The 22,177-nt window shown below is 68.8% G+C and carries 25 protein-coding genes; 19 read left to right on the top strand and 6 right to left on the bottom strand.

What is annotated here, in order from left to right:
* Positions 1 to 48 precede the first annotated feature (48 nt).
* From RIC31_RS13180 to meaB, 12 genes are all read left to right on the top strand, one after another.
* A complete protein-coding gene (locus RIC31_RS13180) occupies positions 49 to 1,323 on the top strand; it encodes a flavin-containing monooxygenase (protein ID WP_350107982.1) in 1,275 nt (424 codons plus the stop codon).
* A gap of 76 nt (positions 1,324 to 1,399) precedes the next feature.
* Entirely contained in the window at positions 1,400 to 1,654 is a 255-nt protein-coding gene (locus RIC31_RS13175) for a type II toxin-antitoxin system Phd/YefM family antitoxin (protein WP_350107979.1), read from the top strand.
* Positions 1,655 to 1,678: 24 nt separating this feature from the next.
* Positions 1,679 to 2,110, top strand: a complete 432-nt coding sequence (locus RIC31_RS13170) for a hypothetical protein (protein ID WP_350107977.1) — start codon at positions 1,679 to 1,681, stop codon at positions 2,108 to 2,110.
* 131 nt (positions 2,111 to 2,241) lie between these two features.
* Entirely contained in the window at positions 2,242 to 2,559 is a 318-nt protein-coding gene (vapB, locus tag RIC31_RS13165; protein WP_350107974.1) for a type II toxin-antitoxin system VapB family antitoxin, read from the top strand.
* On the top strand, positions 2,556 to 2,969 hold the full coding sequence (locus RIC31_RS13160; protein WP_350107970.1) for a PIN domain-containing protein: 414 nt from the start codon (positions 2,556 to 2,558) through the stop codon (positions 2,967 to 2,969). Before vapB ends, RIC31_RS13160 begins: the two co-directional genes overlap by 4 nt.
* Positions 2,970 to 3,210: 241 nt before the next feature.
* Positions 3,211 to 3,399, top strand: coding sequence for a type II toxin-antitoxin system HicA family toxin (locus tag RIC31_RS13155; RefSeq protein ID WP_350107967.1), 189 nt, complete (start codon positions 3,211 to 3,213; stop codon positions 3,397 to 3,399).
* A gap of 14 nt (positions 3,400 to 3,413) precedes the next feature.
* Positions 3,414 to 3,833: a type II toxin-antitoxin system HicB family antitoxin gene (locus tag RIC31_RS13150; protein ID WP_350107964.1), complete on the top strand. Its 420-nt coding sequence runs from the start codon at positions 3,414 to 3,416 to the stop codon at positions 3,831 to 3,833.
* 42 nt (positions 3,834 to 3,875) lie between these two features.
* Positions 3,876 to 4,229, top strand: coding sequence for a DUF2200 domain-containing protein (locus tag RIC31_RS13145; protein ID WP_350107961.1), 354 nt, complete (start codon positions 3,876 to 3,878; stop codon positions 4,227 to 4,229).
* A gap of 4 nt (positions 4,230 to 4,233) precedes the next feature.
* Positions 4,234 to 4,563 carry a hypothetical protein gene (locus tag RIC31_RS13140; protein WP_350107958.1) on the top strand — a complete coding sequence of 110 codons (330 nt, stop codon included), beginning with the start codon at positions 4,234 to 4,236 and terminating at the stop codon, positions 4,561 to 4,563.
* Positions 4,564 to 4,664: 101 nt separating this feature from the next.
* Positions 4,665 to 6,746, top strand: a complete 2,082-nt coding sequence (locus tag RIC31_RS13135; RefSeq protein WP_350107955.1) for a methylmalonyl-CoA mutase family protein — start codon at positions 4,665 to 4,667, stop codon at positions 6,744 to 6,746.
* A complete protein-coding gene (scpA, locus tag RIC31_RS13130) occupies positions 6,743 to 8,896 on the top strand; it encodes a methylmalonyl-CoA mutase (protein ID WP_350107952.1) in 2,154 nt (717 codons plus the stop codon). The genes RIC31_RS13135 and scpA overlap by 4 nt, the downstream gene beginning before the upstream one ends.
* Positions 8,897 to 9,090: 194 nt before the next feature.
* The gene (meaB, locus tag RIC31_RS13125; RefSeq protein ID WP_350107949.1) at positions 9,091 to 10,113 is read left to right on the top strand and encodes a methylmalonyl Co-A mutase-associated GTPase MeaB; all 1,023 of its coding nucleotides are present in this window, start codon (positions 9,091 to 9,093) and stop codon (positions 10,111 to 10,113) included.
* Positions 10,114 to 10,129: 16 nt separating this feature from the next.
* Here meaB and RIC31_RS13120 read toward each other — a convergent pair whose 3' ends face one another.
* The 3 genes from RIC31_RS13120 to RIC31_RS13110 all read right to left on the bottom strand — a co-directional run bounded on the left by RIC31_RS13120 (position 10,130) and on the right by RIC31_RS13110 (position 12,652).
* The gene (locus RIC31_RS13120; protein ID WP_350107946.1) at positions 10,130 to 10,933 is read right to left on the bottom strand and encodes a DUF3137 domain-containing protein; all 804 of its coding nucleotides are present in this window, start codon (positions 10,931 to 10,933) and stop codon (positions 10,130 to 10,132) included.
* Positions 10,934 to 11,105: 172 nt separating this feature from the next.
* Positions 11,106 to 12,074, bottom strand: coding sequence for a DUF3137 domain-containing protein (locus tag RIC31_RS13115; protein WP_350107943.1), 969 nt, complete (start codon positions 12,072 to 12,074; stop codon positions 11,106 to 11,108).
* Positions 12,071 to 12,652: a LemA family protein gene (locus RIC31_RS13110; protein WP_350107940.1), complete on the bottom strand. Its 582-nt coding sequence runs from the start codon at positions 12,650 to 12,652 to the stop codon at positions 12,071 to 12,073. The genes RIC31_RS13115 and RIC31_RS13110 overlap by 4 nt, the downstream gene beginning before the upstream one ends.
* 193 nt (positions 12,653 to 12,845) lie before the next feature.
* On the opposite strand from RIC31_RS13110, the gene RIC31_RS13105 reads away from it, so the two are divergent.
* From RIC31_RS13105 to RIC31_RS13085, 5 genes are all read left to right on the top strand, one after another.
* Complete coding sequence (locus tag RIC31_RS13105) at positions 12,846 to 13,982, top strand: DSD1 family PLP-dependent enzyme (RefSeq protein ID WP_350107936.1); 1,137 nt, start codon at positions 12,846 to 12,848, stop codon at positions 13,980 to 13,982.
* Positions 13,982 to 15,115 (top strand): mandelate racemase/muconate lactonizing enzyme family protein, encoded by a 1,134-nt coding sequence (locus RIC31_RS13100; protein ID WP_350107933.1) that lies wholly within the window; start codon positions 13,982 to 13,984, stop codon positions 15,113 to 15,115. The genes RIC31_RS13105 and RIC31_RS13100 overlap by 1 nt, the downstream gene beginning before the upstream one ends.
* Before the next feature lie 64 nt (positions 15,116 to 15,179).
* The gene (locus RIC31_RS13095) at positions 15,180 to 15,632 is read left to right on the top strand and encodes a SufE family protein (protein ID WP_350107931.1); all 453 of its coding nucleotides are present in this window, start codon (positions 15,180 to 15,182) and stop codon (positions 15,630 to 15,632) included.
* A 13-nt stretch (positions 15,633 to 15,645) separates the two neighbouring features.
* Positions 15,646 to 16,080 (top strand): iron-sulfur cluster assembly scaffold protein, encoded by a 435-nt coding sequence (locus RIC31_RS13090; RefSeq protein ID WP_350107928.1) that lies wholly within the window; start codon positions 15,646 to 15,648, stop codon positions 16,078 to 16,080.
* Positions 16,081 to 16,297: 217 nt separating this feature from the next.
* Positions 16,298 to 16,708 carry a hypothetical protein gene (locus RIC31_RS13085; RefSeq protein ID WP_350107925.1) on the top strand — a complete coding sequence of 137 codons (411 nt, stop codon included), beginning with the start codon at positions 16,298 to 16,300 and terminating at the stop codon, positions 16,706 to 16,708.
* Positions 16,709 to 16,728: 20 nt separating this feature from the next.
* Here the strand turns inward: RIC31_RS13085 and RIC31_RS13080 are convergent, their stop codons facing one another.
* Both RIC31_RS13080 and RIC31_RS13075 read right to left on the bottom strand, forming a co-directional pair.
* Positions 16,729 to 18,069 (bottom strand): type 1 periplasmic-binding domain-containing protein, encoded by a 1,341-nt coding sequence (locus tag RIC31_RS13080; protein WP_350107922.1) that lies wholly within the window; start codon positions 18,067 to 18,069, stop codon positions 16,729 to 16,731.
* 22 nt (positions 18,070 to 18,091) lie between these two features.
* The gene (locus RIC31_RS13075) at positions 18,092 to 19,048 is read right to left on the bottom strand and encodes an IS1595 family transposase (RefSeq protein WP_350107918.1); all 957 of its coding nucleotides are present in this window, start codon (positions 19,046 to 19,048) and stop codon (positions 18,092 to 18,094) included.
* A gap of 113 nt (positions 19,049 to 19,161) precedes the next feature.
* On the opposite strand from RIC31_RS13075, the gene RIC31_RS13070 reads away from it, so the two are divergent.
* Both RIC31_RS13070 and RIC31_RS13065 read left to right on the top strand, forming a co-directional pair.
* Positions 19,162 to 19,395, top strand: a complete 234-nt coding sequence (locus tag RIC31_RS13070; protein WP_350107915.1) for a DUF6471 domain-containing protein — start codon at positions 19,162 to 19,164, stop codon at positions 19,393 to 19,395.
* Positions 19,385 to 20,275, top strand: coding sequence for a hypothetical protein (locus RIC31_RS13065; RefSeq protein ID WP_350107912.1), 891 nt, complete (start codon positions 19,385 to 19,387; stop codon positions 20,273 to 20,275). Before RIC31_RS13070 ends, RIC31_RS13065 begins: the two co-directional genes overlap by 11 nt.
* A gap of 58 nt (positions 20,276 to 20,333) precedes the next feature.
* Here RIC31_RS13065 and RIC31_RS13060 read toward each other — a convergent pair whose 3' ends face one another.
* The gene (locus RIC31_RS13060) at positions 20,334 to 22,124 is read right to left on the bottom strand and encodes a M3 family oligoendopeptidase (RefSeq protein ID WP_502990124.1); all 1,791 of its coding nucleotides are present in this window, start codon (positions 22,122 to 22,124) and stop codon (positions 20,334 to 20,336) included.
* Between the last annotated feature and the right edge of the window lie 53 nt (positions 22,125 to 22,177).

The raw sequence follows: 22,177 nt of genomic DNA, 5'->3' as shown, positions 1-22,177 counted from the left end.
CCGGCCTGATTGAGTCGCGGGCAGGGCCGGATCGGGAGTGGGGCGGGCATGGCGGTCGATCGGGGTGAGGCCGAACGGGTGGAGGCGCTGGTGGTCGGCGGCGGCCAGGCCGGGGTGGCGGCGAGCGAGCATCTGGGCCGCTTCGGCGTGCCGCACCTGGTGCTGGAGCGCGGCCGGATCGCCGAGCGCTGGCGGTCGTGGCGCTGGGACTCGCTGGTCGCCAACGGCCCGGCCTGGCACGACCGGTTCCCCGGCCTCGACTTCCCCGATTTCGGGCCCGACGACTTCGTGCCGAAGGACCGGGTGGCCGACTACTTCGAGGCCTATGCCGAGAAGTTCGCCGCCCCGATCCGCTGCGGCGTCGAGGTCACCGCGGTCCGGCGCAATGCCGGGCGGCCCGGGTTTCGGGTCGAGACCACGGCCGGCCCGGTCGAGGCCAACTACGTGATCGCCGCCACCGGCCCGTTCCAGCGCCCCAGGGTGCCGGCGATGGTGCCGGAGACCGCCGGGCCGCTGCAGATGCATTCCACCGGCTACCGCAATCCGGATCAGCTGCCGGACGGCGCGGTGCTGGTGGTCGGCTGCGGCTCGTCGGGCACCCAGATCGCCGACGAGCTGCTGCGGTCGGGGCGCCGGGTGTATCTCTCGGTCGGCCCGCACAGCCGCTACCCCAGGCGCTACCGCGAGCGCGATTACTGCTGGTGGCTGGGCGTGCTCGGCCGCTGGGACATCGAGGCGCCGGAGCCGGACACGAGGCACGTCACCATCGCGGTCAGCGGCGCCTATGGCGGCCACACCATCGACTTCCGCCGGCTCGCCCAGCGCGGCATGACCCTGGTCGGCCGCACCGCCGGCTACGAGGACGGCGTCGTCCGGTTCGCGCCCGACCTCGCCGACAACCTGGCCGCCGGCGACCGCAGCTACCGCTCGGAGCTCCAGCAGGCCGACGACTATGTGGCGCGCAACGGCCTCGACCTGCCGGCCGAGCCCGAGGCCTGGGAGATCCCGGCCGACCCGGCCTGCGTGACCGACCCGGTGCTGGCGCTCGACCTGGCGGCCGCCGGCGTGACCTCGATCGTCTGGGCGACCGGCTTCGACCTGGACTTCTCCTGGCTGCAGGTCGACGCCTTCGACCCCGCCGGCAAGCCGACGCACCGGCGCGGCGTGTCGACCGAGCCCGGCGTCTACTTCCTCGGCCTGCCCTGGCTGTCGCGCCGCGGCTCGTCGTTCATCTGGGGGGTGTGGCACGACGCCATGTATGTCGCCGCCCACATCGCGACCCACCGGCAGTACATGGCGTACCGTTCGGGCGCCGAGGGGTAGGGGCGGAGCGCGGCGCCGGGCGGCTTGACGTATCTGCGTAAATTACACATTTTACGCAGATACGAAGGAGGATGGCATGACGTCAGGACGTGGCGTGCCGGCGACCGAGTTCTCCCGGAACTTCGCCCGGTACCGGGATCAGGCCATCGAGTCCAGGATCATCCACGTGACCAGCCACGGCCGGGTGATCGGGGCCTATCTCTCGGCGAGCGAGGCGGCGCACTACGAGGCGCTCAAGCGCCGCGAGCGGCAGTCGCTGGTGGTCGGCGAGCTGCCCGAGGACTTGGTCGCGGCCATCGAGGCGGCGGAATACGGCGCCGGGCCGGAATGAGTCGGCGTGAATGAGCCGGCGTGGATGAGCCTGCCGGTCCCCCGGCCGGGTCTGGTGATCCGCTACGGCTTCCTGTGGAGCCACGAGCGCACGGCCGAGGCGGCCAAGGATCGGCCCTGCGCGATCGTGGTCGCCGCCCGGCTCGTGGCGGCCGGCGACATCCGCACGATCGTCGCGCCGATCACCCATCGGCCGCCCGACGACCCGACGGCGTCCATCGAGATCCCGGCCGCGACCTGCCGCAGCCTCGGCCTGGACGGCGGCCGGCACTGGCTCCGCCTCGACGAGCTGAACAGCTTCGCCTGGCCCGGCTTCGATCTCCGGCCGATCCCCGGGCGGCCCGGCCGCTACGACTACGGGATGCTGCCGCCGCGGCTGTTCCAGCGCCTGCGCGACGGCATCCTCGCCCGGCAGAAGGCGCGGGCCGGGCGCATGGTCGCGCGCGACCGGGAATAGGCGGCCACAAGGTCTCCGCCGCCCGAAATCCCGTCTGTCCCGATCAAAGTGGCAGTATCGCGACGCCCGTTGGCATAGGACGGCCCTATCCATATATTGACCATATGGTATTCGCGCGTCAGGAGGCGCCCGTGAAGCATCGCCCGGAGAACCAGCACCCGGAGCCGGGGGAGCACTACACCGTCTCGATCTTCCGCAACGGCACCAGCCGCGCGGTGCGGCTGCCGAAGGCGTTCGACCCCGAGGGCGTCGACCGGATGGAGGTCACCCGCGAGGGCGATCGCATCATCCTGCGGCCGGTACGGCCGAGCTGGGACTCGTTCTGGGACCGCCCGGTGCCGGACGGCATCGACGGCTTCCTGCGCGAGCGCGCCGACGTGGTCGAGCCCGGCCGCTTCGAACTGACCGACGAGGATCTGCCCGACGGAGTGCGGGGGCGCGGCGCGTGACCGCGTTCATGCTCGACACCGACATCTGCTCCTACGTCATCCGCCGCCGGCCCGAGGCGGTGCGCGGGCGTCTGGCGCAGGCCGCCGCCCGCGGCGACCGGATCGTCATTTCGTCGATCACCTGTTTCGAGATGCGCCGCGGCGCGGCGAGCCCGAAGGCGTCGCCGCGGCTGGGCGACGAGATCGACGCGTTCTGCGCCCGGCTGCACGGCGTCCTGCCGTTCGACCGCGCCGCCGCCGACGCGGCCGCCGCCCTGGGCGCGGCGCTGGCGGCACAGGGCCTCGCGATCGGCGGCAACGACACCCTGATCGCCGGCCACGCGCTGGCCGCCGGCTGCACCGTGGTGACCAACAACCGGCGGGAGTTCGGGCGGGTCGAGGGGCTCGCGGTGGAGGATTGGACGGGGTGAGGGGCAGGCTGGGTGCACGGCGGCACCCCGCGCCACCCTGTCGCCCTGAGGCGTCCCCGCGCCAGCGGGGGCCTCGAAGGGCCGGCCACCACCGCCCGAAAGCCAGCCTGCGTCGCACATAGCGGTGGTGTCGCTCGCCGCTTCGGGACAGGGACATGGCCACTATCCGGCGCCAGGATCGGCGCCTTAGCTCACTCTACACTTATGTAGACTTCCACGAAAGTGTTGAATCCCCTACATCATGAACGCCAGTGAGTTGAAGCGGCTGCTGGCGCGGGCCGGTGCCACCTTCGAGGCCCACCGCGGCGGCAGCGGCCACCTGACCGTGCGCCTCGGCGACCGGACCAGCCAGTTGCCGATGCACGGTTCCCGCAAGGAGCTCGGCACCGGGCTGGTAGACAAGGTCCTGCAGGATCTCGGTTTGAAGTGAGGGGGGCTGAAGTGATGCTGCGCTACCCGATCGACCTGACCCCGGACGACAACGGCACCTTCCTGGTGACCTGCCCCGATCTGCCCGAGGTGACGACCTTCGGCGAGGACGTCGAGACGGCGGCAGCCCGCGCGTCCGGCGCCATCGAGGAGGCGCTCGCAGCCCGTGCCGCGACCGGCCAGGAGATCCCCCGGCCGTCGGTACTCGGGCCTCACTCGGCCGCCGTCGGCACCCAGGTCGAGGTCAAGATCCTGCTGCACCGCCGCCTGCGCGCCGCCGGCCTGACCCGCGCCGACCTGCAGCGCCGGCTCGGCTGGCAGCGCGAGTCGGTCGACCGCCTGTTCCGCTTCGACCACGCCTCGCGGCTGGACCGGGTGGATGCGGCGCTCAGGGCGATGGGCGAGGAGATGCGGGTGGAGACGCGGGCGGTGTAGGGTGCGAAGGGTGACCGCGAACTGAGGCAGGATCGGAATCCCATGGCGAAACACCGGATCACCACGACCAGCTTCGCGAGCGTCTATCCGCTCTACGTCGCCAAGGCCGAGCGCAAGGGCCGCAGCCGCGACGAGGTCGACCGGATCATCCTTTGGCTGACCGGCTACGACCGCGACGGCCTGCAGGCGCAGATCGACGCCGGGACCGACTTCGAGACCTTCTTCGCCGAGGCGCCGACGCCCAACCCGGCGCGCGCCCTGGTCAAGGGCGTGGTCTGCGGCGTGCGCGTCGAGGCGGTCGAGGAGCCGACCATGCGCGAGATCCGCACCCTCGACAAGCTGGTGGACGAGCTGGCGAAGGGCAAGGCGATGGAGAAGATCCTGCGGGCGGGGTGATCTGGTGATGCTCTTGCTGCGGGCATTGTGGGTATTGGTCGCGATCTCGGCGTGCGGGGCTGCGGCGGCGTTTCTGATCGTCGCGGCGACCGATTTGAGCGGGGTCGGCCGCTTCCTGGCTAGGACCTGCGACGACAAGGGTGTCGTGTTCGGGAGGGCGGCGGTCTTCGTCGGGACGGCCGGGCTGTCGGCCCTCGTCAGCTTCGTCGTCGCCCTGATTGAGGCCGGAAGAGAGCAGCGGTTCAATTTGCTGCATCTCGTACTCCTCTGTGCTGCAGCCGCTGCGATCCTGAACATTGTCGGGCTGGCCCTGGTGGCCTGGAGCTACTGCTGAGATCACCGTAGAAGCAGGCTTCCCCCTCCCCCTTGACCCCGCGTCACCGTTGCCACCCCGCCCGCGCCGTCGTATCTCCTCACCGATATGGGAGAGACGCGATGACCGACGGTTCGACCGAATCCCTCACCCTCGCCGCGGACTTTCCGGCGGCCGACCGCGACCAGTGGCGGGCGCTGGTCGAGAAGGCGCTGAAGGGCGTGCCCTACGAGAAGGCGCTGGTCGGCGAGCTGGCCGAGGGCATCCGCACCGAGCCGATCTACACGCGCGACGACGCGATCGCGCCGCCCGCCGCCGCGCGCCACGTCCCGTCCACTTCCGAGGGCGCCGTCGAGCGCACGGCCCTCGGCTGGGACGTCCGCACCCTGCACGCCCACCCGGACCCGGCGGCCACCAACGCCGCGATCCTGGCCGACCTGGCCGCCGGGGCCAACTCGGTGGCGCTGCGCTTCGACGCCGGCGGGCAGCTCGGCCACACCGCGCGCACCGGCGGCGACTTCTCGGGCAGCGGCGGGGTGATGATCGACGGCATCGACGCCCTCGACCGCGCCCTCGACGGTGTCTACCTGGAGGCCGCCACGGCGGCGCTGGAGCCGGGTGCCGCCTTCCTGCCGGCCGCGGCGCTGATGACCGGGCTGTGGGAGCGGCGCGGCATCGCCGGCGACCAAGCGCGCGGCCATCTCGGCGCCGACCCGCTGGGGGCGCTGGCATCCCTCGGCACGGCGGGCGAGCCGGTGGACGCCGCCCTCGCCCGCATGGCCGAGATCGCCGCCGTCCTGCACGACCGCTTCCCGAACGCCACGGCGGTCTCGGTCGACAGCTCGCCCTACCACGCCGCCGGCGCCGACGAGGCGCTCGACCTGGGCTATGCGCTGGCCACCGGGGTCGCCTATCTGCGCGCCATGGAGACGGCCGGCCTGGCCCCGGCCGACGCCGCCCGGCAGATGGTGTTCTGCCTGCCGGTCGGGGTCGACGTGTTCCTGGGCATCGCCAAGCTGCGCGCCGCGAGGGCGCTGTGGGCGCGGGTGCTGGAGGCGTGCGGCGTGCCCGAAGGCCAGCGAGGTATGACCCTGCACGTCACCACCGCGCCCCGCGCCTGGGCCGGGCGCGACGCCTGGGTGAACATGCTGCGCGCCACGGTCGCCACCTTCGCGGCCGCCACCGGCGGGGCCGACAGCCTGACCGTGCTGCCCTACACCCACGCGCTCGGCCTGCCCGACGGCTTCGCGCGCCGCATCGCCCGCAACACCCAGCTGGTGCTGAAGGAGGAGTCGCACCTGGCCCGGGTCGTCGATCCGGCGGGGGGGAGCTGGTATGTCGAGATGCTGACCGACAAGCTCGCCGAGCGCGCCTGGGGCCACTTCCAGGCGATCGAGGCCGCCGGCGGCATGGCGAAGGCGCTGCTGTCGGGTTCCGTGGCCAGGGCCTGTGCCGAGGCCTGGAGCGCGCGGGAGCGCCGCATCGCCCGGCGCCGCGAGGAGCTGACCGGCGTCAACGCCTTCCCGAAGGTCGACGAGGTGCCGGTGGACGTGGCCGCGGTCGACCGCGACGCCCTGGTGGCGGCGGCGCGCGAGCGGCTGGGCGACGGTTCGGACCCGCTGCCGGGCGACGCCAGCGTCGAGGACCGGGCGCGCGCCGCCGAGGCTGGGGTCGATCTCTCCGCCCTGATGCCGGCCGGGCCGGTCGAGCCGGAGATCGCCCCGCTGCCGGCGCACCGCCTGGGCGAGGCGTTCGAGGAACTGCGCGACGCCTGCGACGCCGCCCAAACCAAGACCGGCAGGCGCCCGCGCGCGCTGCTGCTCGGCCTCGGCGGGGCCGCCAGCTACACCGCCCGCGCGACCTTCGCCCGCAACCACCTGGGCACCGGCGGTATCGAGGCGGTGGACGCCGAGCTGGACGACCCCGGGCAGGCGAACCAGATCCTCAAGGACGCCGCCGCCGATTTGGTGGTGATCTGCTCGAGTGATAGCATCTATGCGGACAGGGCCGCCGCCGTCGCCGGGGCGCTGAAGGCCGCCGGGGCGTCGCGGGTGTGGCTCGCCGGCCGTCCGGGCGACCGCGAGGCGGAGTGGCAGGCGGCCGGCATCGACGGCTACCTGTTTGCCGGCGACGACACGCTCGCCACCCTGCGCGGGCTGCTGTCGGACCTGGGTGTGTGGTCGCCTGAAGGAGGTTCCGAATGAGCCGGATCCCGAATTTCGCGTCGGTCGGCCGTCACGGCGAGGCCACCGCGGCACCGTCGCTCGACGCCCCGGCCTGGACCACGCCGGAGGGCATCGACGTCAAGGCGCTGTACACCGAGGCCGACCTGGAGGGCCTGGACCATCTCGGCACCTGGCCGGGGCTGCCGCCGTATCTGCGCGGGCCGTACCCGACGATGTACGTGAACCAGCCCTGGACCATCCGGCAATACGCCGGGTTCTCGACCGCCGAGGACAGCAACGCCTTCTACCGTCGCAACCTGGCCGCCGGGCAGAAGGGCCTGTCGGTGGCGTTCGACCTGGCGACCCATCGCGGCTACGACAGCGACCATCCCCGGGTCTCCGGCGACGTCGGCATGGCCGGCGTGGCGATCGACTCGATCTACGACATGCGCACCCTGTTCTCGGGCATCCCGCTCGACCGGATGAGCGTGTCGATGACCATGAACGGCGCGGTGCTGCCGGTGCTGGCGCTGTACATCGTGGCGGCCGAGGAGCAGGGCGTGGCGCCGGCGGCGCTGAGCGGGACCATCCAGAACGACATCCTCAAGGAGTTCATGGTCCGCAACACCTACATCTATCCGCCGGTGCCCTCGATGCGGATCATCTCCGACATCTTCGCCTTCACCTCGGAGCGGATGCCGAAGTTCAACTCGATCTCGATCTCCGGCTACCACATGCAGGAGGCCGGGGCGACGGCGGACCTGGAGCTGGCCTACACGCTGGCCGACGGCGTGCAGTACATCCGCGCCGGCATGGACGCCGGCATGGGCGTCGACAGCTTCGCGCCGCGGCTGTCGTTCTTCTGGGCGATCGGCATGAACTTCTTTATGGAGGTCGCCAAGATGCGGGCGGCCCGGCTGCTGTGGGCCAAGCTGGTGAAGGGCTTCGGCGCCGAGAGCCCGAAGTCGCTCAGCCTGCGCACCCACTGCCAGACCTCGGGCTGGTCGCTGACCGCCCAGGACGTGTTCAACAACGCCACGCGCACCTGCGTCGAGGCGCTCGCCGCCACCCACGGCCACACCCAGTCGCTGCACACCAACGCGCTCGACGAGGCACTGGCGCTGCCGACCGACTTCTCGGCCCGGATCGCCCGCAACACCCAGCTGCTGATCCAGCAGGAGACCGGCACCTGCCGGGTGATCGACCCGTGGGGCGGCAGCTACTACGTCGAGCGGCTGACCCGCGACCTCGCCGAGAAGGCCTGGGCGCACATCCAGGAGGTCGAGGGCTACGGCGGCATGGCCAAGGCGATCGAGGCCGGCATCCCGAAGATGCGGATCGAGGAGGCGGCGGCCCGCACCCAGGCCCGCATCGACGCCGGCCGCCAGACCATCGTCGGGGTCAACAAGTACCGGGTCGACGACCCCGACAACATCGAGATCCTGAAGGTCGACAACGCCCGGGTCCGCAAGGGCCAGCTCGAGAAGCTGGCGCGGCTGCGGGAAGAGCGCGACCCGAAGGATGTGGAGGAGAAGCTGGACGCCCTGACCGCCGCCGCCCGCACCGGCGACGGCAACCTGCTGGCGCTGGCGGTCGACGCGGCCCGAGCCAAGGCCACGGTCGGCGAGATCTCCATGGCGCTCGAGAAGGTCTGGGGCCGGCACGTCGCCGAGGTGAAGTCGATCTCGGGCGTGTACTCCAGCGAAGTGGGGGAGAGCCGCGTGGTCGACACCGTCAGGAAGCTGATCAGGGAGTTCGAGGAGCTGGAGGGCCGGCGCCCGCGCATCCTGATCGCCAAGATGGGCCAGGACGGCCACGACCGCGGCCAGAAGGTGATCGCCACGGCGTTCGCCGACCTCGGCTTCGACGTCGACATCGGGCCGCTGTTCCAGACCCCCGAGGAGGCGGCCCGCCAGGCGGTCGAGAACGACGTGCACATCGTCGGCGCCTCGTCGCTGGCCGCCGGCCACCTGACCCTGGTGCCGGAACTGCGCGACGCCCTCGCCAGGCTGGGGCGCGACGACATCATGATCGTCGCCGGCGGGGTGATCCCGCCGCAGGACTACGACGCGGTGAAGGCCGCCGGCGCCGCCGCCATCTTCCCGCCCGGCACGGTGATCGCCGAGGCCGCCACCGACCTGCTGCGCCGCCTGATCAAGGCCCTCGGCCACGAGAGCGAGGCGGCGTGAGGGGCGGTGTCGGCGCCAGTCTTCGGCGTCGGGGCAGCCGGTGGGTCCCGGAGCCGGCTGCTGGCGCAGCCCCTCCGGGATGACGACCATTTTCTTTACCCTTCGTCATTCCGGAGGGGGCGCGCTAGCGCCCGGCTCCGGAACCCACGCAGCGACGGGCGTTCGGAACCATCCAGCGCAGTGACGGCCCCATAGTGAACACGCAGCAACCCACCCGCCGCCAGCTCTCGCTCGACGACTACGTGTCCGGCGTCCTCGCCGGCGACCGCGCCACCGTGGCGCGCGCCATCACCCTGGTGGAGAGCCGCAAGCCGGCGCACCGCGCGCTCGCCCAGGACATGCTGGTGCGCCTGCTGCCGCATGCCGGCGCCGCCCACCGGGTCGGCATCACCGGGGTGCCGGGGGTCGGCAAGTCGACCTTCATCGAGGCGCTCGGCACCCACCTGACGGGCAGGGGCCACAAGGTCGCGGTGCTGGCGGTCGACCCGACGTCGGGGCGCACCGGCGGCTCGATCCTCGGCGACAAGACCCGGATGACCGCGCTCGGCCAGGACCCCGCCGCCTTCATCCGCCCCTCGCCGTCGGCCGGCACCCTCGGGGGCGTCGCCCGGGCGACCCGCGAGAGCATGGTGGTGGTCGAGGCCGCCGGCCACGACGTGGTGCTGGTCGAGACCGTCGGGGTCGGCCAGTCCGAGGTGACGGTGGCCGAGATGGTCGACCTGTTCCTGGTGCTGATGCTGCCGGGCGCCGGCGACGAGCTGCAGGGCATCAAGAAGGGGATCCTGGAGATCGCCGACCTGCTGGTGGTCAACAAGGCCGACGGCGACAACCGCGACCGCGCCATGCAGGCGATGCGCGAGTACAAGACCGCCCTGCACATCATGCAGCCGGCCGACCCGCACTGGACCGCAAGGGTCCTGGCGTGCTCTGCCCTGGCGAAGACCGGCATCGAGGAGGTCTGGGGCAGCGTCGAGGAGCACCGCCGGGTGCTGGAGGCGGCGCGCGACGGCGGCACCGACGCCTTCCAGGCCAAGCGCGCCGGCCAGCAGGTGCGCTGGATGTGGGCGATGGTCCGCGACCGGCTGATGGCGGCGCTCGAGGGGTCCGAGGCGGTGCGGAGCGAGACCGGCGCCCTGGAGGCGGCGGTGGCGGCCGGCGAGACCACGCCGGCGCTGGCGGCCGAGCGGCTGCTGAAGGCGTTCGGGATCGGCGGGTAGTCGAGCGGGTGCCGCCTCAGGCCCGCGTATCGAGGTTCAGCTTCAGGATCTCGACGATTTCGGCGATCCGGGCGATCTCCTCGGCCTGCTCGCGCACCCGGGCCGGATGGGTGAGGCTCCGCAGCAGACCGGGATCGGGAAACCAGTCGCGACCGTCGTCGAGAGCCAGCATGAACTCGTGGCCGTTGAACGCCACGGTCATGTCGCCGGGAAAGCGCTGCTTCAGGGCCAGCAGTCGCTCCATCATCGTCGGCGTGAGCAGGTAACGGGCCTCGATCTGGTCGGTCGACCAGACGGCAAAGGCACGCTCGAAATCGGGCGACTCCAGCTTTACCCGTTGCCGGTGCTGACCGGCAATGCCGACGAAGAAGTTTCCGATGGCCCCGCCGTCGGGGACCACAAGAGTGCGGCCCCGGGCTCGCTTGGGAAACCGCGAGAGCACCAGCGGTCCGCGGAACACCTCGACGCGCTCCGTCCTGCGGAGCCCCTTCACGCTCAGGGTCGCGTCGCAGAAGATCAGCGGGACGCCTGACACGTCGCCATAGACCAGATCTTCCAGCTCGCGTTTTGTGTGACGCGGCAGGAGATCATTTCGCTCGAAGCCGTCGATCGGGAAACCCGAGGCGTCGCGCCGATAGCCCAGGCCGAAACAGCCGATGACCTTCCCGCGGATGAGGCGGCCGGCCTGGCGTGCCGGGCTGCGGGCGATCCACTGTCCCAGGGAGCTCAGCAGCGACCCGGCAGCCACATAGATGATCCACGGATACCCGGAGCGCACGGCACCGACGAACTCGCCGATCCCCCAGCCAAGGATCGGCACTCCTGCGGCCACCATCAGGCTGCCGACGATTACGAAGAACCACCGCCATGCCTCAATCCGAGCGAGCTCCGGCCTTAGCGCCCGCCAGTGCTCGTCGAACCCGGCGAGCCGGTCGGCGAGTGACGGGGCTGACGCCTCCGCGACTCTCGACGCGGTGGCCCCGCCTGGCGGATCAGATCCGGGTCTCGGCATTGAGCTTCAGCGTCTCGACGATCTCGGTGATGCGGGCGATCTCCTCGGCCTGCTCGCGCACCAGGGCCGGGTCCGTCAGCTTCTGGAACAGGCCCGGATCGGGAAACCAGTCGCGCCGGTCGTCGATGGCGATCAGCAGCTGGCGCTCGGCGAAGGCCAGCCGTATCCGGCTGCCGAAGCGAGCCCGGAATGCGAGCAGCCGCTCCATCATCGTCGGGGTGAGCAGGTAGCGGGCCTCGACCTGGTCGGAGGAATAGACCTCGAACGCCCGCTCGAAGTCGGGGGACTCAAGCTTCACGCGCTGGCCGACGTCCTGGCCGCGGCCGGCGAAGAAGTTGCCGATGGCGCCGCCGTCGGGGACCACGATGGTTCGGCCGGCGGACGGTTTCGGGAACACCGAGACGACCAGCGGTCCCCGGAACACGGTCACGGTCCGCGAGCTCTTGCCGCTGCCGCGGCGCTCGGTGAGCTCGGCGTCGCACATCGCGATCGGGACGCCGGAGACCTCGCCCCGGATATGGTCCTGCAGGGACTTCCCGGAGTAGGAGGGCAGGATGTCGCCGCCGTCGAATGCGCCGAGCGGGAAGTCCGAGGCGTCCTCCTGGTACGAGAAGCCCAGGAACCGCGCCACCCGCTCCTTGATCAGGAGGCCCGCGTTGCGGGAAGGCGCGTGGGCGATGTAGCCCCCGACCATGAACGTCCCGGCGCCGAGCAGGGCGCCGGCCAGCCAGGGGCCGTCGGAGCCGGCGGCGGGGTCGAACAGCCAGTCGGCCAGGGCGATGCCCAGAACGAAGGCGGGGAGGGCGAGCACGCACAGGACGCCGCCGCCGACCAGCGAGATCCAGCGGCCGGCCTCGATCCGCCTCAGCTCGGGCTCGATCGACCGCCAGTGCCCGTCGAAGCCGGCCAGCCGGTCGGTGAACCCCGGATGCGGCGACGCCGCCGTCATCGCATCACGTCGTCCACCGAGACCGGTTGCCGGGCGACCGGCTCGTCGAGCTCGTAGAACGGCATCGGCCGGACGTTGGCCCAGCCGGCGATGACGCTGCCGGGGAAGATCTCGACGGCGTTGTTCAGGTCGCCGACCGCCGAGTTGTAGAACCGCCGGGCCGCCGAGATGTGGCCCTCGACCTCCTCGTAGGTCTGCTGCGCCCGGATGACGGTGCCGTCGGCCTTCAGGTCGGGGTAGTTCTCGGCCAGGGCGAACAGCCGGCCGAGATTCGTCTCGAGCGCCCGCGAGGCGTCCAGATGGGCGGCGACCGCCGACGGATCCTGGCCGCTGTAGGGCTCCTGCACCCTGGCGCGGAGCGCGGTGATCTCCGCCAGCAGCCCCTTCTCGTGGTCCATGTAGCGCTGCGCCAGCTTCAGCACGTTCGGGATCAGGTCGAAACGCTTGCGCAGCTGCACGTCGACCGACGACAGCGCCTCGCGCGCCCGGTTGCGGCGCACGATCAGCGAGACGTACCAGCCGTAGCCGAGCAGGGCCGCAACCAGGGCGAGGCCCGGCACAATCCAGAAAAGGTCCACCTGCACATCCCCCCGTCTATTCAGGTTTCCAGGTTTCGCCCGGTCGGCGCGGTATGTCGACGGTTTTCGCCGTTCAGCCCGGTTCCGATCCACTGTCGGTCGAGAGATCCGGCAGCGCCGGCCGAACCCGCTGGGAACCGCCGCGCATCAGGCGTTATGCTCCCCCGTCCGCGCCTTTCGAGGAGTACCCCCCATGACCTCGCTGCCCCCCGCCCGCGTCGGCGATGCCGCCGCCGAGATCGACACGCCGGCCCTGGTGATCGACCTGGACGCCTTCGAGCGCAACCTCGACCGCATGGCGAAGTTCGCGCACGACACCGGCATCCGTGTGCGGCCGCACGCCAAGACCCACAAGTCGCCGGCGGTGGCGCGTGCCCAGATGCACCGCGGCGCGGTCGGCCAGTGCTGCCAGAAGGTCGGCGAGGCCGAGGTGCTGGTGCAGGCCGGCATCGAGAATGTGCTGGTGTCGAACCAGGTGGTCGGGGCGTCCAAAGTGGCGCGGCTGGCGGCGCTGGCCCGGCGCGCCTGGATCGGGGTTTGCGCCGACGACGCCGAGCAGGTGCGGGCCTATGGCGAGGCCGCGCGGCGGGCCCAGGTCGACCTGCATGTGCTGGTCGAGATCGACGTCGGGGCGGCGCGCTGCGGGGTGGCGCCGGGGGCGCCGGCGGTCGAGCTGGCGAAGGTGATCGCCGACACGCCGGGCCTGTCCTTCGAGGGGCTGCAGGCCTATCACGGCTCGGCCCAGCACATCCGCGGCCACCGCGAGCGGCGGGCGGCGATCCAGACCGCCGGCCAGGGCGTGCAGGCGACCGCCGAGAAGCTGGGGGCGGCCGGTCTGGACTGCCGGACCATCGGCGGCGCCGGCACCGGCAGCTTCCGCTTCGAGACCGAGACCGGCCTGTGGAACGAGCTGCAGCCCGGCTCCTACTGCTTCATGGACGCCGATTACGGCCGCAACCTCGACGAGGGCGGCGAGGAGCGCTCGGAGTTCGAGAACGCCCTGTTCGTGGCCTCGACGGTCATGAGCGCGTCGGCGCCGGGCCGCGCCGTTGTCGACGCCGGCCACAAGGCCTCGGCCGTCGATTCCGGCCTGCCCAGGGTCTGGCGGCTGACCGATACCGACTATGTCAGCGCCTCCGACGAGCACGGCAAGCTGTCGCTCGGCAAGTCCGCCCATCGGCTCGGGCTCGGCGACCGGGTCTGGCTGGTACCCGGCCACGTCGACCCGACGGTGAACCTGCACGACTGGTATGTCGGCGTGCGCGGCGGCCTCGACGACGGCGTGGTCGAGTGCCTGTGGCCGGTGGCGGCGCGCGGCGCGCTGACCTGATGCGCGCGGTGCCGTTCGAGATCGGCTCCGTCGACGCGCATGTCTTCCGCTACCCGCTCGAGACGGTCGTGCAGACCTCGTTCGGGACCATGGCCGACCGGCCGATGCTGCTGGTCCGGGTGACCGACACCGGCGGCGCCGTTGGCTGGGGCGAGGTGTGGTGCAACTTCCCCGGCGTCGGGGCCGAGCACCGGGCCCGGCTGATCGACAGCGTGCTGGCGCCGCTGCTGGTCGGCCGCGCGTTCGAGGACGCGCCGGCGGCGTTCCGCCACCTCACCGCGTCGACCGAGGTGCTGGCCCTGCAATGCGCCGAGCCGGGGCCGTTCGCCCAGGCGATCGCCGGCCTCGACACCGCGCTCTGGGACCTGTCCGGCCGGCTCGCCGGCGCGCCGCTGTGGCGGCTGCTGGGGGGCACGGAGCCGTCATTCGGGGTCTATGCCAGCGGGCTCAACCCGAAGGCGCCCGAGGTGCTGGCGGCGCGCCGCCACGCCGAGGGCTACCGGGCGTTCAAGCTGAAGGTCGGGTTCGGAGCCGGGCGCGACCTCGCCAACCTGGCGGCGCTGCGCGAGGCCTTGGGGCCGGAGGTCCGGCTGATGGTCGACGCCAACCAGGGCTGGTCGCTGGAGCAGGCCCTGGACATGGCGCCCCGGCTGGAGGAATTCGGGCTGGACTGGCTGGAGGAGCCGCTGCGGGCCGACCGGCCGTGGCCGGAGTGGCGGCGGCTGAAGGAGAGAACCGCGATTCCGCTGGCCGGCGGCGAGAACCTGATGGGCGACGCCGCCTTCGACACCGCGCTGGGCGAGGACGTACTCCACGTGGTCCAGCCCGACCTGGCGAAATGGGGCGGGCTGTCGGCCTGCCTGCCGCTGGCGAAGCGGATCCGGGCGACCGGCCGGCGCTACTGCCCGCACTATCTGGGTGGCGGCATCGGACTGCTGGCCTCGGCGCATCTGCTGGCCGCCGCCGGCGGCGACGGCATCCTGGAGATCGACGGCAACCCGAACCCGCTGCGCGAGCTGCTGTGCGGCCCGCTGTCGACGGTCGAGGGCGGGCGTGCCGGCCTGACCGCGGCCCCGGGACTGGGGGTCGAGCCGGATCTGGCCGCGCTGGCCCTCTACGCAGTGTCGCACTGACCGACCGCCGCGTTGACAGCCGCCGGATTCCGCGCCACCTGAAGGGCCAGGAGGATTGCCGCGCATGGATGCCGCGACCAGCACAGTGAACGGGCCGTCGATCGCCGAGGAACAGGCCGAGCTCATCGACGAGTTCGCGTTCTTCGACGACTGGATGCAGCGCTACGAGTACCTGATCGACCTCGGCCGCAAGCTGCCGGCGTTCCCCGAGGAGTACCGGCGCGACGAGTTTAAGCTGAAGGGCTGCCAGTCGCAGGTCTGGTTCGTCGGCGAGAAGCGCGACGGCCGGCTGGTGTTCCACGCGATCAGCGACGCCGCCATCGTGTCCGGCATCATCGCCCTGCTGCTGCGGATCTATTCCGGGCGCACCCCCGCGGAGATCGTCGCGACCGAGCCGGACTTCATCGCCGCGATCGGCCTCGACGCCCACCTGTCGCCGACCCGCAAGAACGGCCTCGGCGCCATGCTGAAGGCGATCAGGGGCCGCGCCCAGGCCGAACTCGACGCGGCCGCCTGAGCGAGGCCCGGCGGTGACCACGCTCGACACCGTCTACCAGGACAGGCTGCTCGACCTCGCCGCCGAGATCGCCCGCGACGGCCACGAGGTGGCGTCGCCGACCGCCGTCGGCTCGGCCTACAGCCGGGCCTGCGGGTCGCGGATCGCGGTCCAGGTGGCGCTCGACGGCGACCGGGTCACCGACTACGGCCAGCGGGTCGAGGCCTGCGCGCTCGGCAGCGCCGCCGCCTCGGTCGTCGGCGCCGCGATCGTCGGCCGCACGGTCGCCGAGGTGCGGCAGGCGGCGGCCGAGATGCAGGCCATGCTGACCGGCGGCGGCCCGCCGCCGGGCGGCGCCTTCGCCGAACTGGCGGCGCTGGAGCCGGCGCGCGGCTTCACCAACCGGCACGGCTCGATGCAACTCAGCTTCCGGGCTTTGGAGAAGGCGTTCCGCAGCGCCGGGCTTTGACCTTGGCCGGTCGGCAGGCGGCGGGTGGGTTCCGGCTCGGCCGCGCCGGGGCGGCGCATCCGTCCGGAATGACGTCATAGGGTAGGCCGGGACGCCGCTACCCTTCCTGACGTCATTCCGGAGCGGGCCGCCGCAGGCGGGACGCATCCGGCATTAGGTAGCAAACGCACCTTGAAGCCCCTCACGAATTTTCGGCGGATTTCCTAGACTCCGGGGCATGACAAACCCCATCGTCGTCAACGCGCTCTTGCAACGGAAAGCCGAACTCCTGGCCGATGCCGAGAAGGTCTGCGACCAACTCGACGCCGTGTACGCGGACATCCTGCACATAGACGCCACTCTCGGACTGCTCGGGCATGCCGGCACCGGCACGACGTTCCCTCGGTACAAGCGTCCGGCAGGGCTGTTTTACCAGGGCGAGCTAACCCGGCTCTTGTTCGAGCACTTGCGATCCGCCGGGCGGCAGACCATCCCGCAGATACGAGACGCGCTCATTGCCAAGAAGGGCGCCGACCGAGGCGACCTGCACATCCGAACCGCCGTCCATAAGAAGGTCATGACCGCGCTCAATCGTCAGGAGAAGCGCGGGACGGTGGTCAGAGATGGGGAGGCATGGCGGGTCGCTTAAGCGAACTCTTCTGAGATCCGCTATCGCTCTCGTACTTGCCATCTGAGATAGAATCTAAGGTATGGGTCAGTTATATTAATCTCGCGCTTTGTATCGTCCCAGTCGATGGCCGACTCCAGTTCCTTGTTTCTTGATATTTGCGCGAGATGCTTTAATGCTGACGTGATTTCATGCTTTTGTGGCATCTTATCAGAGAGCATAGATCCTAATTCTGATCGTAATTCCTCATAACTGATTGTTGACTTTGGCCCCGTTCCTGCCAACGCTAACATTGTTGCCTCATAAATATCGGCATTACCGCCATCCGCCAGAGGTCTTTTCGCCCGCTGTTTTCGGCTCTGTGGTCCCGCGACTAGAATTTTGTAAATCGGAAGGCCAGCATCTTTCGCAATGCGCACAAACATTTCCTCAATATTATAATCATCTGGTATTCTTTGCTTTCTTATTAAATTTTTTTCTTCGATTCCACAATCGAAACAAATCTCCCAACAGAATTTCTGCATAAGAAATGGGTTTTCTTGTGATTCTCTTCCGAGATTCTCAATTATCTCGGTTGGGCATTCAACGTTTAATGCGTGAAATCCGATTTCCGGGATTTTCTTAAGGTCATCTAAACTCCATTCCGGCAGAATGATCGAAGTAAATCGACCGGTCAGTTCGGTTTCTGCTTCTATTGCATCAAACACTCGGTGAGTTACCGAAAGCAACACGACTTTCAGACCATTGAAAACGGCGCCTTTAATATTTCTGACAATTGATCTTCTTGTTTCTTCATTTAAATAATGAAAGTCATCTATAACTATGGCAATTTTCTCTTTTATCAGAATAGAAAGTGTATCGGCCAGAGATTTTGTGCTTCTTTTTTCTTTTAATGATGTTTTTGAAAGATGAGATCCCTTCATTGTGATTACCAGATCAGCACCCCCGGTTATGGTGTCTCCGGTCTCTCGCGTAAACTCTGTTTCATCCGGAATGCTTAGTTCGCCTCTAACCTCACTCCAGAAGCCGTCGGCCGACGCTATTTGCCCACCATCAATCCACACGAACTGCCTTTTACCTAGTACCTTACGGCACAGAACGGTCTTGCCAGTTTTGGTCGCCCCGGACAGCGATACGATCTGATTTGGTGTCGCTATCGCTCGTGCAAGTTGTCGCTCAATATGGGTTTCTTCTCGGTCTACATAGGTGATCGTCGGCTGACCGCCGGCCACGAACACATCATCTCTATGAGTGAACAAGGGCATCGTCATCACCGCGAATGTTGCGTGACTACGCTGCCATAGCGTGCGCTTGGGCTCAAGTTTTTGCGCCCCGGTCAGATTTTTTGCGCCCCGGTCAGGTTTTTTGTGCCCCGCTGCCATTCGGTGCGCGCCGCGCGCCGCGCTACTTCATGGACCGCTGCCAGTAGCCCTTCCACACCCGCGACACCGGATGGGCCATGCTGGCGGCGATCACGCGGTGGAACGCCTCGCCGTTCGTGACCCGACGGTGATCCTCGCGCCACGCCATTTCGGAAGCGTAGGCGTACAGGTACCGGCCGCTGATGTAGTGGTGCTGGCCCCACTCGGCACGACGCAGGCGGGAGAAGTAGCTTTCCGCCTGATTGGTGCAGGCGCCGTCGTCCATGAAGGCGACCGAGTGGTTGATGCGTTTGGTGTCGTAGGCTGCGTGCAGATCGTCCCATGAGGCCGCTTCGTCGGCGTACACGGTCGAGCCGGTGGCGACCCGCTCGCGGATCGTCGGCACCGCCTGATCCTCGCTGCGGACCACGAACGGCAGGGTCCGACCGCCACGCTCGCGCATCACGACCACGACGCGGCGCTTGCCGGTCTGGTTCTCTTTCAGGCGACGGTCGCGGCGATCTTCCTTCCGGTTCTCGGGACGGACGTAGCCGCCGAAGTAGGCGCCATCAACCTCGACATCGCCGGCCAGCATCATGTCCGCGTGCTCGGCAGCCATCGCCTCGCGCAGCTTGTGGGCCATGACGAAAGCCGTCTTGTACTGCACGTCCAGATCGCGACCGAGCTGCAACGCGCTGATGCCCTTGGCTGCGTTCACGAAGATCGCGATGGCCAGCAGGATGTCCCGCACCGCCAGCTTGCGGCTCGCGAAGATCGTACCGGACGTGATGCTGAACTGATGGCCGCAGCCCTGGCACTTGAAGATGCGGCGGGTCTTGTACTCGTAGACCGCCACGCAGCCGCAGCGCGGGCACACCGGCTCGCCATCGGCCCAGCGCAACGAACGGAACACGTCCCGCGCCTCGTCTTCCGACATGCGGGCCACGGAAACCACGCTGAGCGTGCGGGCCTTGGCGGAGAGGAGGAAGTGCTGAGCCATCTGTCTGTGCCATCAAATGCGTTACTGTTGTAACGAATATGGCGGCACGCAGTAGCGTTGTCAATGGCGTTCGTAACAAATATGATGGCGTCCGTAACATGAAGGACGGCGCTATGAAGACGGACGACAAGTGGGTGAACCTGGTGAAGGGCATTCTCCGCGCGGAGATGACCAGGCGGGCGATCACCTACGACCAGCTATCGGAACGGCTGGCGGAAAGGGGCGCTCACGAGACGCCCGTGAACCTGCGAAACAAGGTCGCGCGCGGGGGCTTTTCGGCGGCGTTCTTCATTCAGTGTCTAGCCGCTATCGGAACGCGGGAGCTACACTTGAGCTATGACGATTGAAGCGACAGCAGAGGAAGCAAGTGATCGGATCGTGATCCACCTTGATCCGGGTGGGCCAATCGAGTTGCACGATCTGACAAGCAGTTTTGCCGCGCTGGCGCGCTATTATGAGCGGCATTATCCTCCGAGCGGAGAGCCGCCGCCGAAATTGTACGTGACCAAGCTGACCACCGGCAGCGTCTATGCAGAGATCGTCCCGTATGCGTTATTCATGGGGCAGATTATAGTGGCGATGGACCACGCGGTCATTGTCGCTGATTTCACAAGGCGCCTGAGTGCCGGCATCAAGGCATTCTCTGACCCGACGCGCGTTGAGCGCGATGTTACGCAGTCTGTCACAAGAGACGATGCCGCCGATCTTAAGAATTTCATTAAGCCGATAGCGGGCAAGACAGGGTCAAGTCTCGGCATAAAGCATGCGCGCTTTCGGAAGACGACCGGCGATGAGGAGACTGTAGCGGAGTACATCTTTTCGGAACCCGAAATCAACCGCGCTGCCATCAATATCGATCAGGCGATAGCGGGCGATGAACAGCCGTTGATGTTGGAGTCAGAGATAGAGCCATCGACGAAGCCGGCAGCCGAGGTGATGTTGTTCTTTGAGCAGGCGAGCCGCAAGCCAGGGAAGGAGACGGGACGAACCGGAGATCGGGGCATCATCCCAGATATCTCCGATAAGGCGCTCCCGGTGTACTTCCGAAAGAGCTTCCAGAGCCTGAAGGATCAGATGGTGAGGGGAGATGTGAACCCGCTCGCCAACGCCTTCGTTGTGGATACGCACGTTCAATGGATCGCGGGCGAGCCGCGAGCCTACATCGTAACGGCGGTGCATGAAGTTGTGCCGCTCGATGACCCGGAAGAATCGCCGCGATTGGCTTAGGTGCGTTTGCTGCCTAATGCCGGACGCATCCGGAACCCACGGAGCGACGGGCGCGCCGCTACCCCATCGCCTCCAACTCGTCGATCATGCTCTCGACCAGTTCCAGGCCCTTGTCCCAGAACGCCGGGTCGGAGGCGTCGAGCCCGAACGGCGCCAGCAGTTCCTTGTGCCGCTTGGTGCCGCCGGCCGCCAGCATCTCCAGGTACTTGTCCGCGAACCCGGCCTCCGCCCCCTGGAACACCGCGTACAGCGAGTTCACCAGGCAGTCGCCGAAGGCGTAGGCGTAGACGTAGAACGGCGAGTGGACGAAGTGCGGGATGTACGACCAGAACGCCTTGTAGCCGTCGTCGTAGCGGAATGCCGGTCCCAGGCTCTCGGCCTGGATCTCCATCCAGATCTCGCCGAGCCGCTCCGGCGTCAGCTCGCCGGTCCGGCGCTCGTCGTGCACCCGGGTCTCGAAGCAGTGGAAGGCGATCTGCCGGACCACCGTGTTCAGCATGTCCTCGACCTTGGAGGCCAGCATGACCCGGCGGCCGACCGGGTCGCTGCGCTTCTTGAGCAGCGCCTGGAAGGTCAGCATCTCGCCGAACACGCTGGCGGTCTCGGCAAGCGTGAGCGGGGTGTCGCACATCAGCTGGCCCTGCCGGCCGGCCAGCACCTGGTGGACGCCGTGGCCGAGCTCGTGGGCGAGCGTCATCACGTCGCGGGTCTTGCCCTGGTAGTTCAGCAGCAGGTAGGGGTGGGCGCTCGGTACCGTCGGGTGCGCGAACGCGCCGGACGCCTTGCCGGGCCGGGTCGGGGCGTCGATCCAGGCGTTGTCGAAGAACCGCTTGCCCACCTCGGCCAGCCGCGGCGAGAACCCGGCATAGGCCTCGAGCACGGTGTCGCGGGCCTCGCTCCACGGGATCTGCGCGTCGTCGTCCTCGGGCAGCGGGGCGTTGCGGTCCCAGTAGTCGAGGGTGTCGACCCCGAACCAGCGCGCCTTCAGCCTGTAGTAGCGGTGCGACAGCCGGCCGTACTTGCCGCGCACCGCGGTCACCAGCGCCTCGACGACCTCGTCCTCGACCTGGTTGGCGAGGTTGCGCAGCGAGATCGGCTTGGCGTAGCGCCGCCACTTGTCGTCGATCTGCTTGTCCTTGGCGAGCGTGTTGGTGATCAGCGCGAACAGCCCGACATTCCTGCCCAGCACTTCGCCCAGCACCTGCGCCGCCTTGCGCCGCACGGTGCCGTCGCGGTTGCTGAGCCGGTCGAGCACCTCGGCGGTGGTCAGCTCCTTGCCGTCCATCGGGAACCGCAGCCGCGCCATGGTCTCGTCGAACAGCCGGGTCCAGGCGGCCCGGCCGGCCACGTATTTCTCGTGCAGCAGCTTCTCCAGGTCGTCGGACAGCTGGTGCTCGCGGAACGCCCTGGTGTCGCGCAGCCAGGGCCGGAAATGCGCCAGCTCCGGCGCCGCCAGCTTGGCCTCCAGCTCGGCCTCCTCGATGCGGTTGATCTCCAGCGTGAAGAACAGCAGCTCGGTGGAGATCGCGTTCACCCGCTCCTGCATCGACTGGTAGAACTTGCCGACATTCGGGTCGGACATGTCGCCGGCATAGGTCAGGTGCGCGAACGACATCACCCGGCCGAGGATCTCGTCCATGGCCTCGTAGGCGGCGATCGCCCGGCCCAGGTCGGTGCCGCTCAGCCCGGCGACCTTGCCGGCGTATCGGTCGCGGAACGCCTTGGCGTCGGCCTCGCAGCGCTCCAGGTCGCGGGCCAGCTCGGGCGAGTCGGGGCCGGGATACAGGTCGGCGAGGTCCCAGTGCGGCAGCGGTCCGAGATCGGCGGCGGTATCGGCCATTCTGTGCATCCTCGTCGGTTGGAAAGTCGATCCCTTGGCCCGGTAGCGGTGGAAACCCGACC

The sequence above is a fragment of the Thalassobaculum sp. genome (assembly GCF_040219615.1).
Lineage (GTDB): Bacteria > Pseudomonadota > Alphaproteobacteria > Thalassobaculales > Thalassobaculaceae > Thalassobaculum_A.
The sequence above is the reverse complement of the archived record's forward strand: the minus strand, read 5'-3'. Positions and strand labels throughout refer to the sequence as shown.

Bases quoted from the DNA above. Each gene is read 5' to 3' on its own strand.
- RIC31_RS13135 (WP_350107955.1), top strand. From the start codon at position 4,665: ATGACCGACGGTTCGACCGAATCCCTCACCCTCGCCGCGGACTTTCCG.
- RIC31_RS13150 (WP_350107964.1), top strand. From the start codon at position 3,414: ATGCTGCGCTACCCGATCGACCTGACCCCGGACGACAACGGCACCTTC.
- RIC31_RS13100 (WP_350107933.1), top strand. From the start codon at position 13,982: ATGCGCGCGGTGCCGTTCGAGATCGGCTCCGTCGACGCGCATGTCTTC.
- RIC31_RS13060 (WP_502990124.1), bottom strand. From the start codon at position 22,124: ATGCACAGAATGGCCGATACCGCCGCCGATCTCGGACCGCTGCCGCAC.
- RIC31_RS13075 (WP_350107918.1), bottom strand. From the start codon at position 19,048: ATGGCTCAGCACTTCCTCCTCTCCGCCAAGGCCCGCACGCTCAGCGTG.
- RIC31_RS13080 (WP_350107922.1), bottom strand. From the start codon at position 18,069: ATGGCAGCGGGGCACAAAAAACCTGACCGGGGCGCAAAAAATCTGACC.
- RIC31_RS13170 (WP_350107977.1), top strand. From the start codon at position 1,679: ATGAGCCTGCCGGTCCCCCGGCCGGGTCTGGTGATCCGCTACGGCTTC.
- RIC31_RS13095 (WP_350107931.1), top strand. From the start codon at position 15,180: ATGGATGCCGCGACCAGCACAGTGAACGGGCCGTCGATCGCCGAGGAA.
- RIC31_RS13145 (WP_350107961.1), top strand. From the start codon at position 3,876: ATGGCGAAACACCGGATCACCACGACCAGCTTCGCGAGCGTCTATCCG.
- RIC31_RS13070 (WP_350107915.1), top strand. From the start codon at position 19,162: ATGAAGACGGACGACAAGTGGGTGAACCTGGTGAAGGGCATTCTCCGC.
- RIC31_RS13155 (WP_350107967.1), top strand. From the start codon at position 3,211: ATGAACGCCAGTGAGTTGAAGCGGCTGCTGGCGCGGGCCGGTGCCACC.
- RIC31_RS13175 (WP_350107979.1), top strand. From the start codon at position 1,400: ATGACGTCAGGACGTGGCGTGCCGGCGACCGAGTTCTCCCGGAACTTC.
- RIC31_RS13065 (WP_350107912.1), top strand. From the start codon at position 19,385: ATGACGATTGAAGCGACAGCAGAGGAAGCAAGTGATCGGATCGTGATC.
- RIC31_RS13105 (WP_350107936.1), top strand. From the start codon at position 12,846: ATGACCTCGCTGCCCCCCGCCCGCGTCGGCGATGCCGCCGCCGAGATC.
- RIC31_RS13115 (WP_350107943.1), bottom strand. From the start codon at position 12,074: ATGACGGCGGCGTCGCCGCATCCGGGGTTCACCGACCGGCTGGCCGGC.
- RIC31_RS13085 (WP_350107925.1), top strand. From the start codon at position 16,298: ATGACAAACCCCATCGTCGTCAACGCGCTCTTGCAACGGAAAGCCGAA.
- scpA (WP_350107952.1), top strand. From the start codon at position 6,743: ATGAGCCGGATCCCGAATTTCGCGTCGGTCGGCCGTCACGGCGAGGCC.
- RIC31_RS13180 (WP_350107982.1), top strand. From the start codon at position 49: ATGGCGGTCGATCGGGGTGAGGCCGAACGGGTGGAGGCGCTGGTGGTC.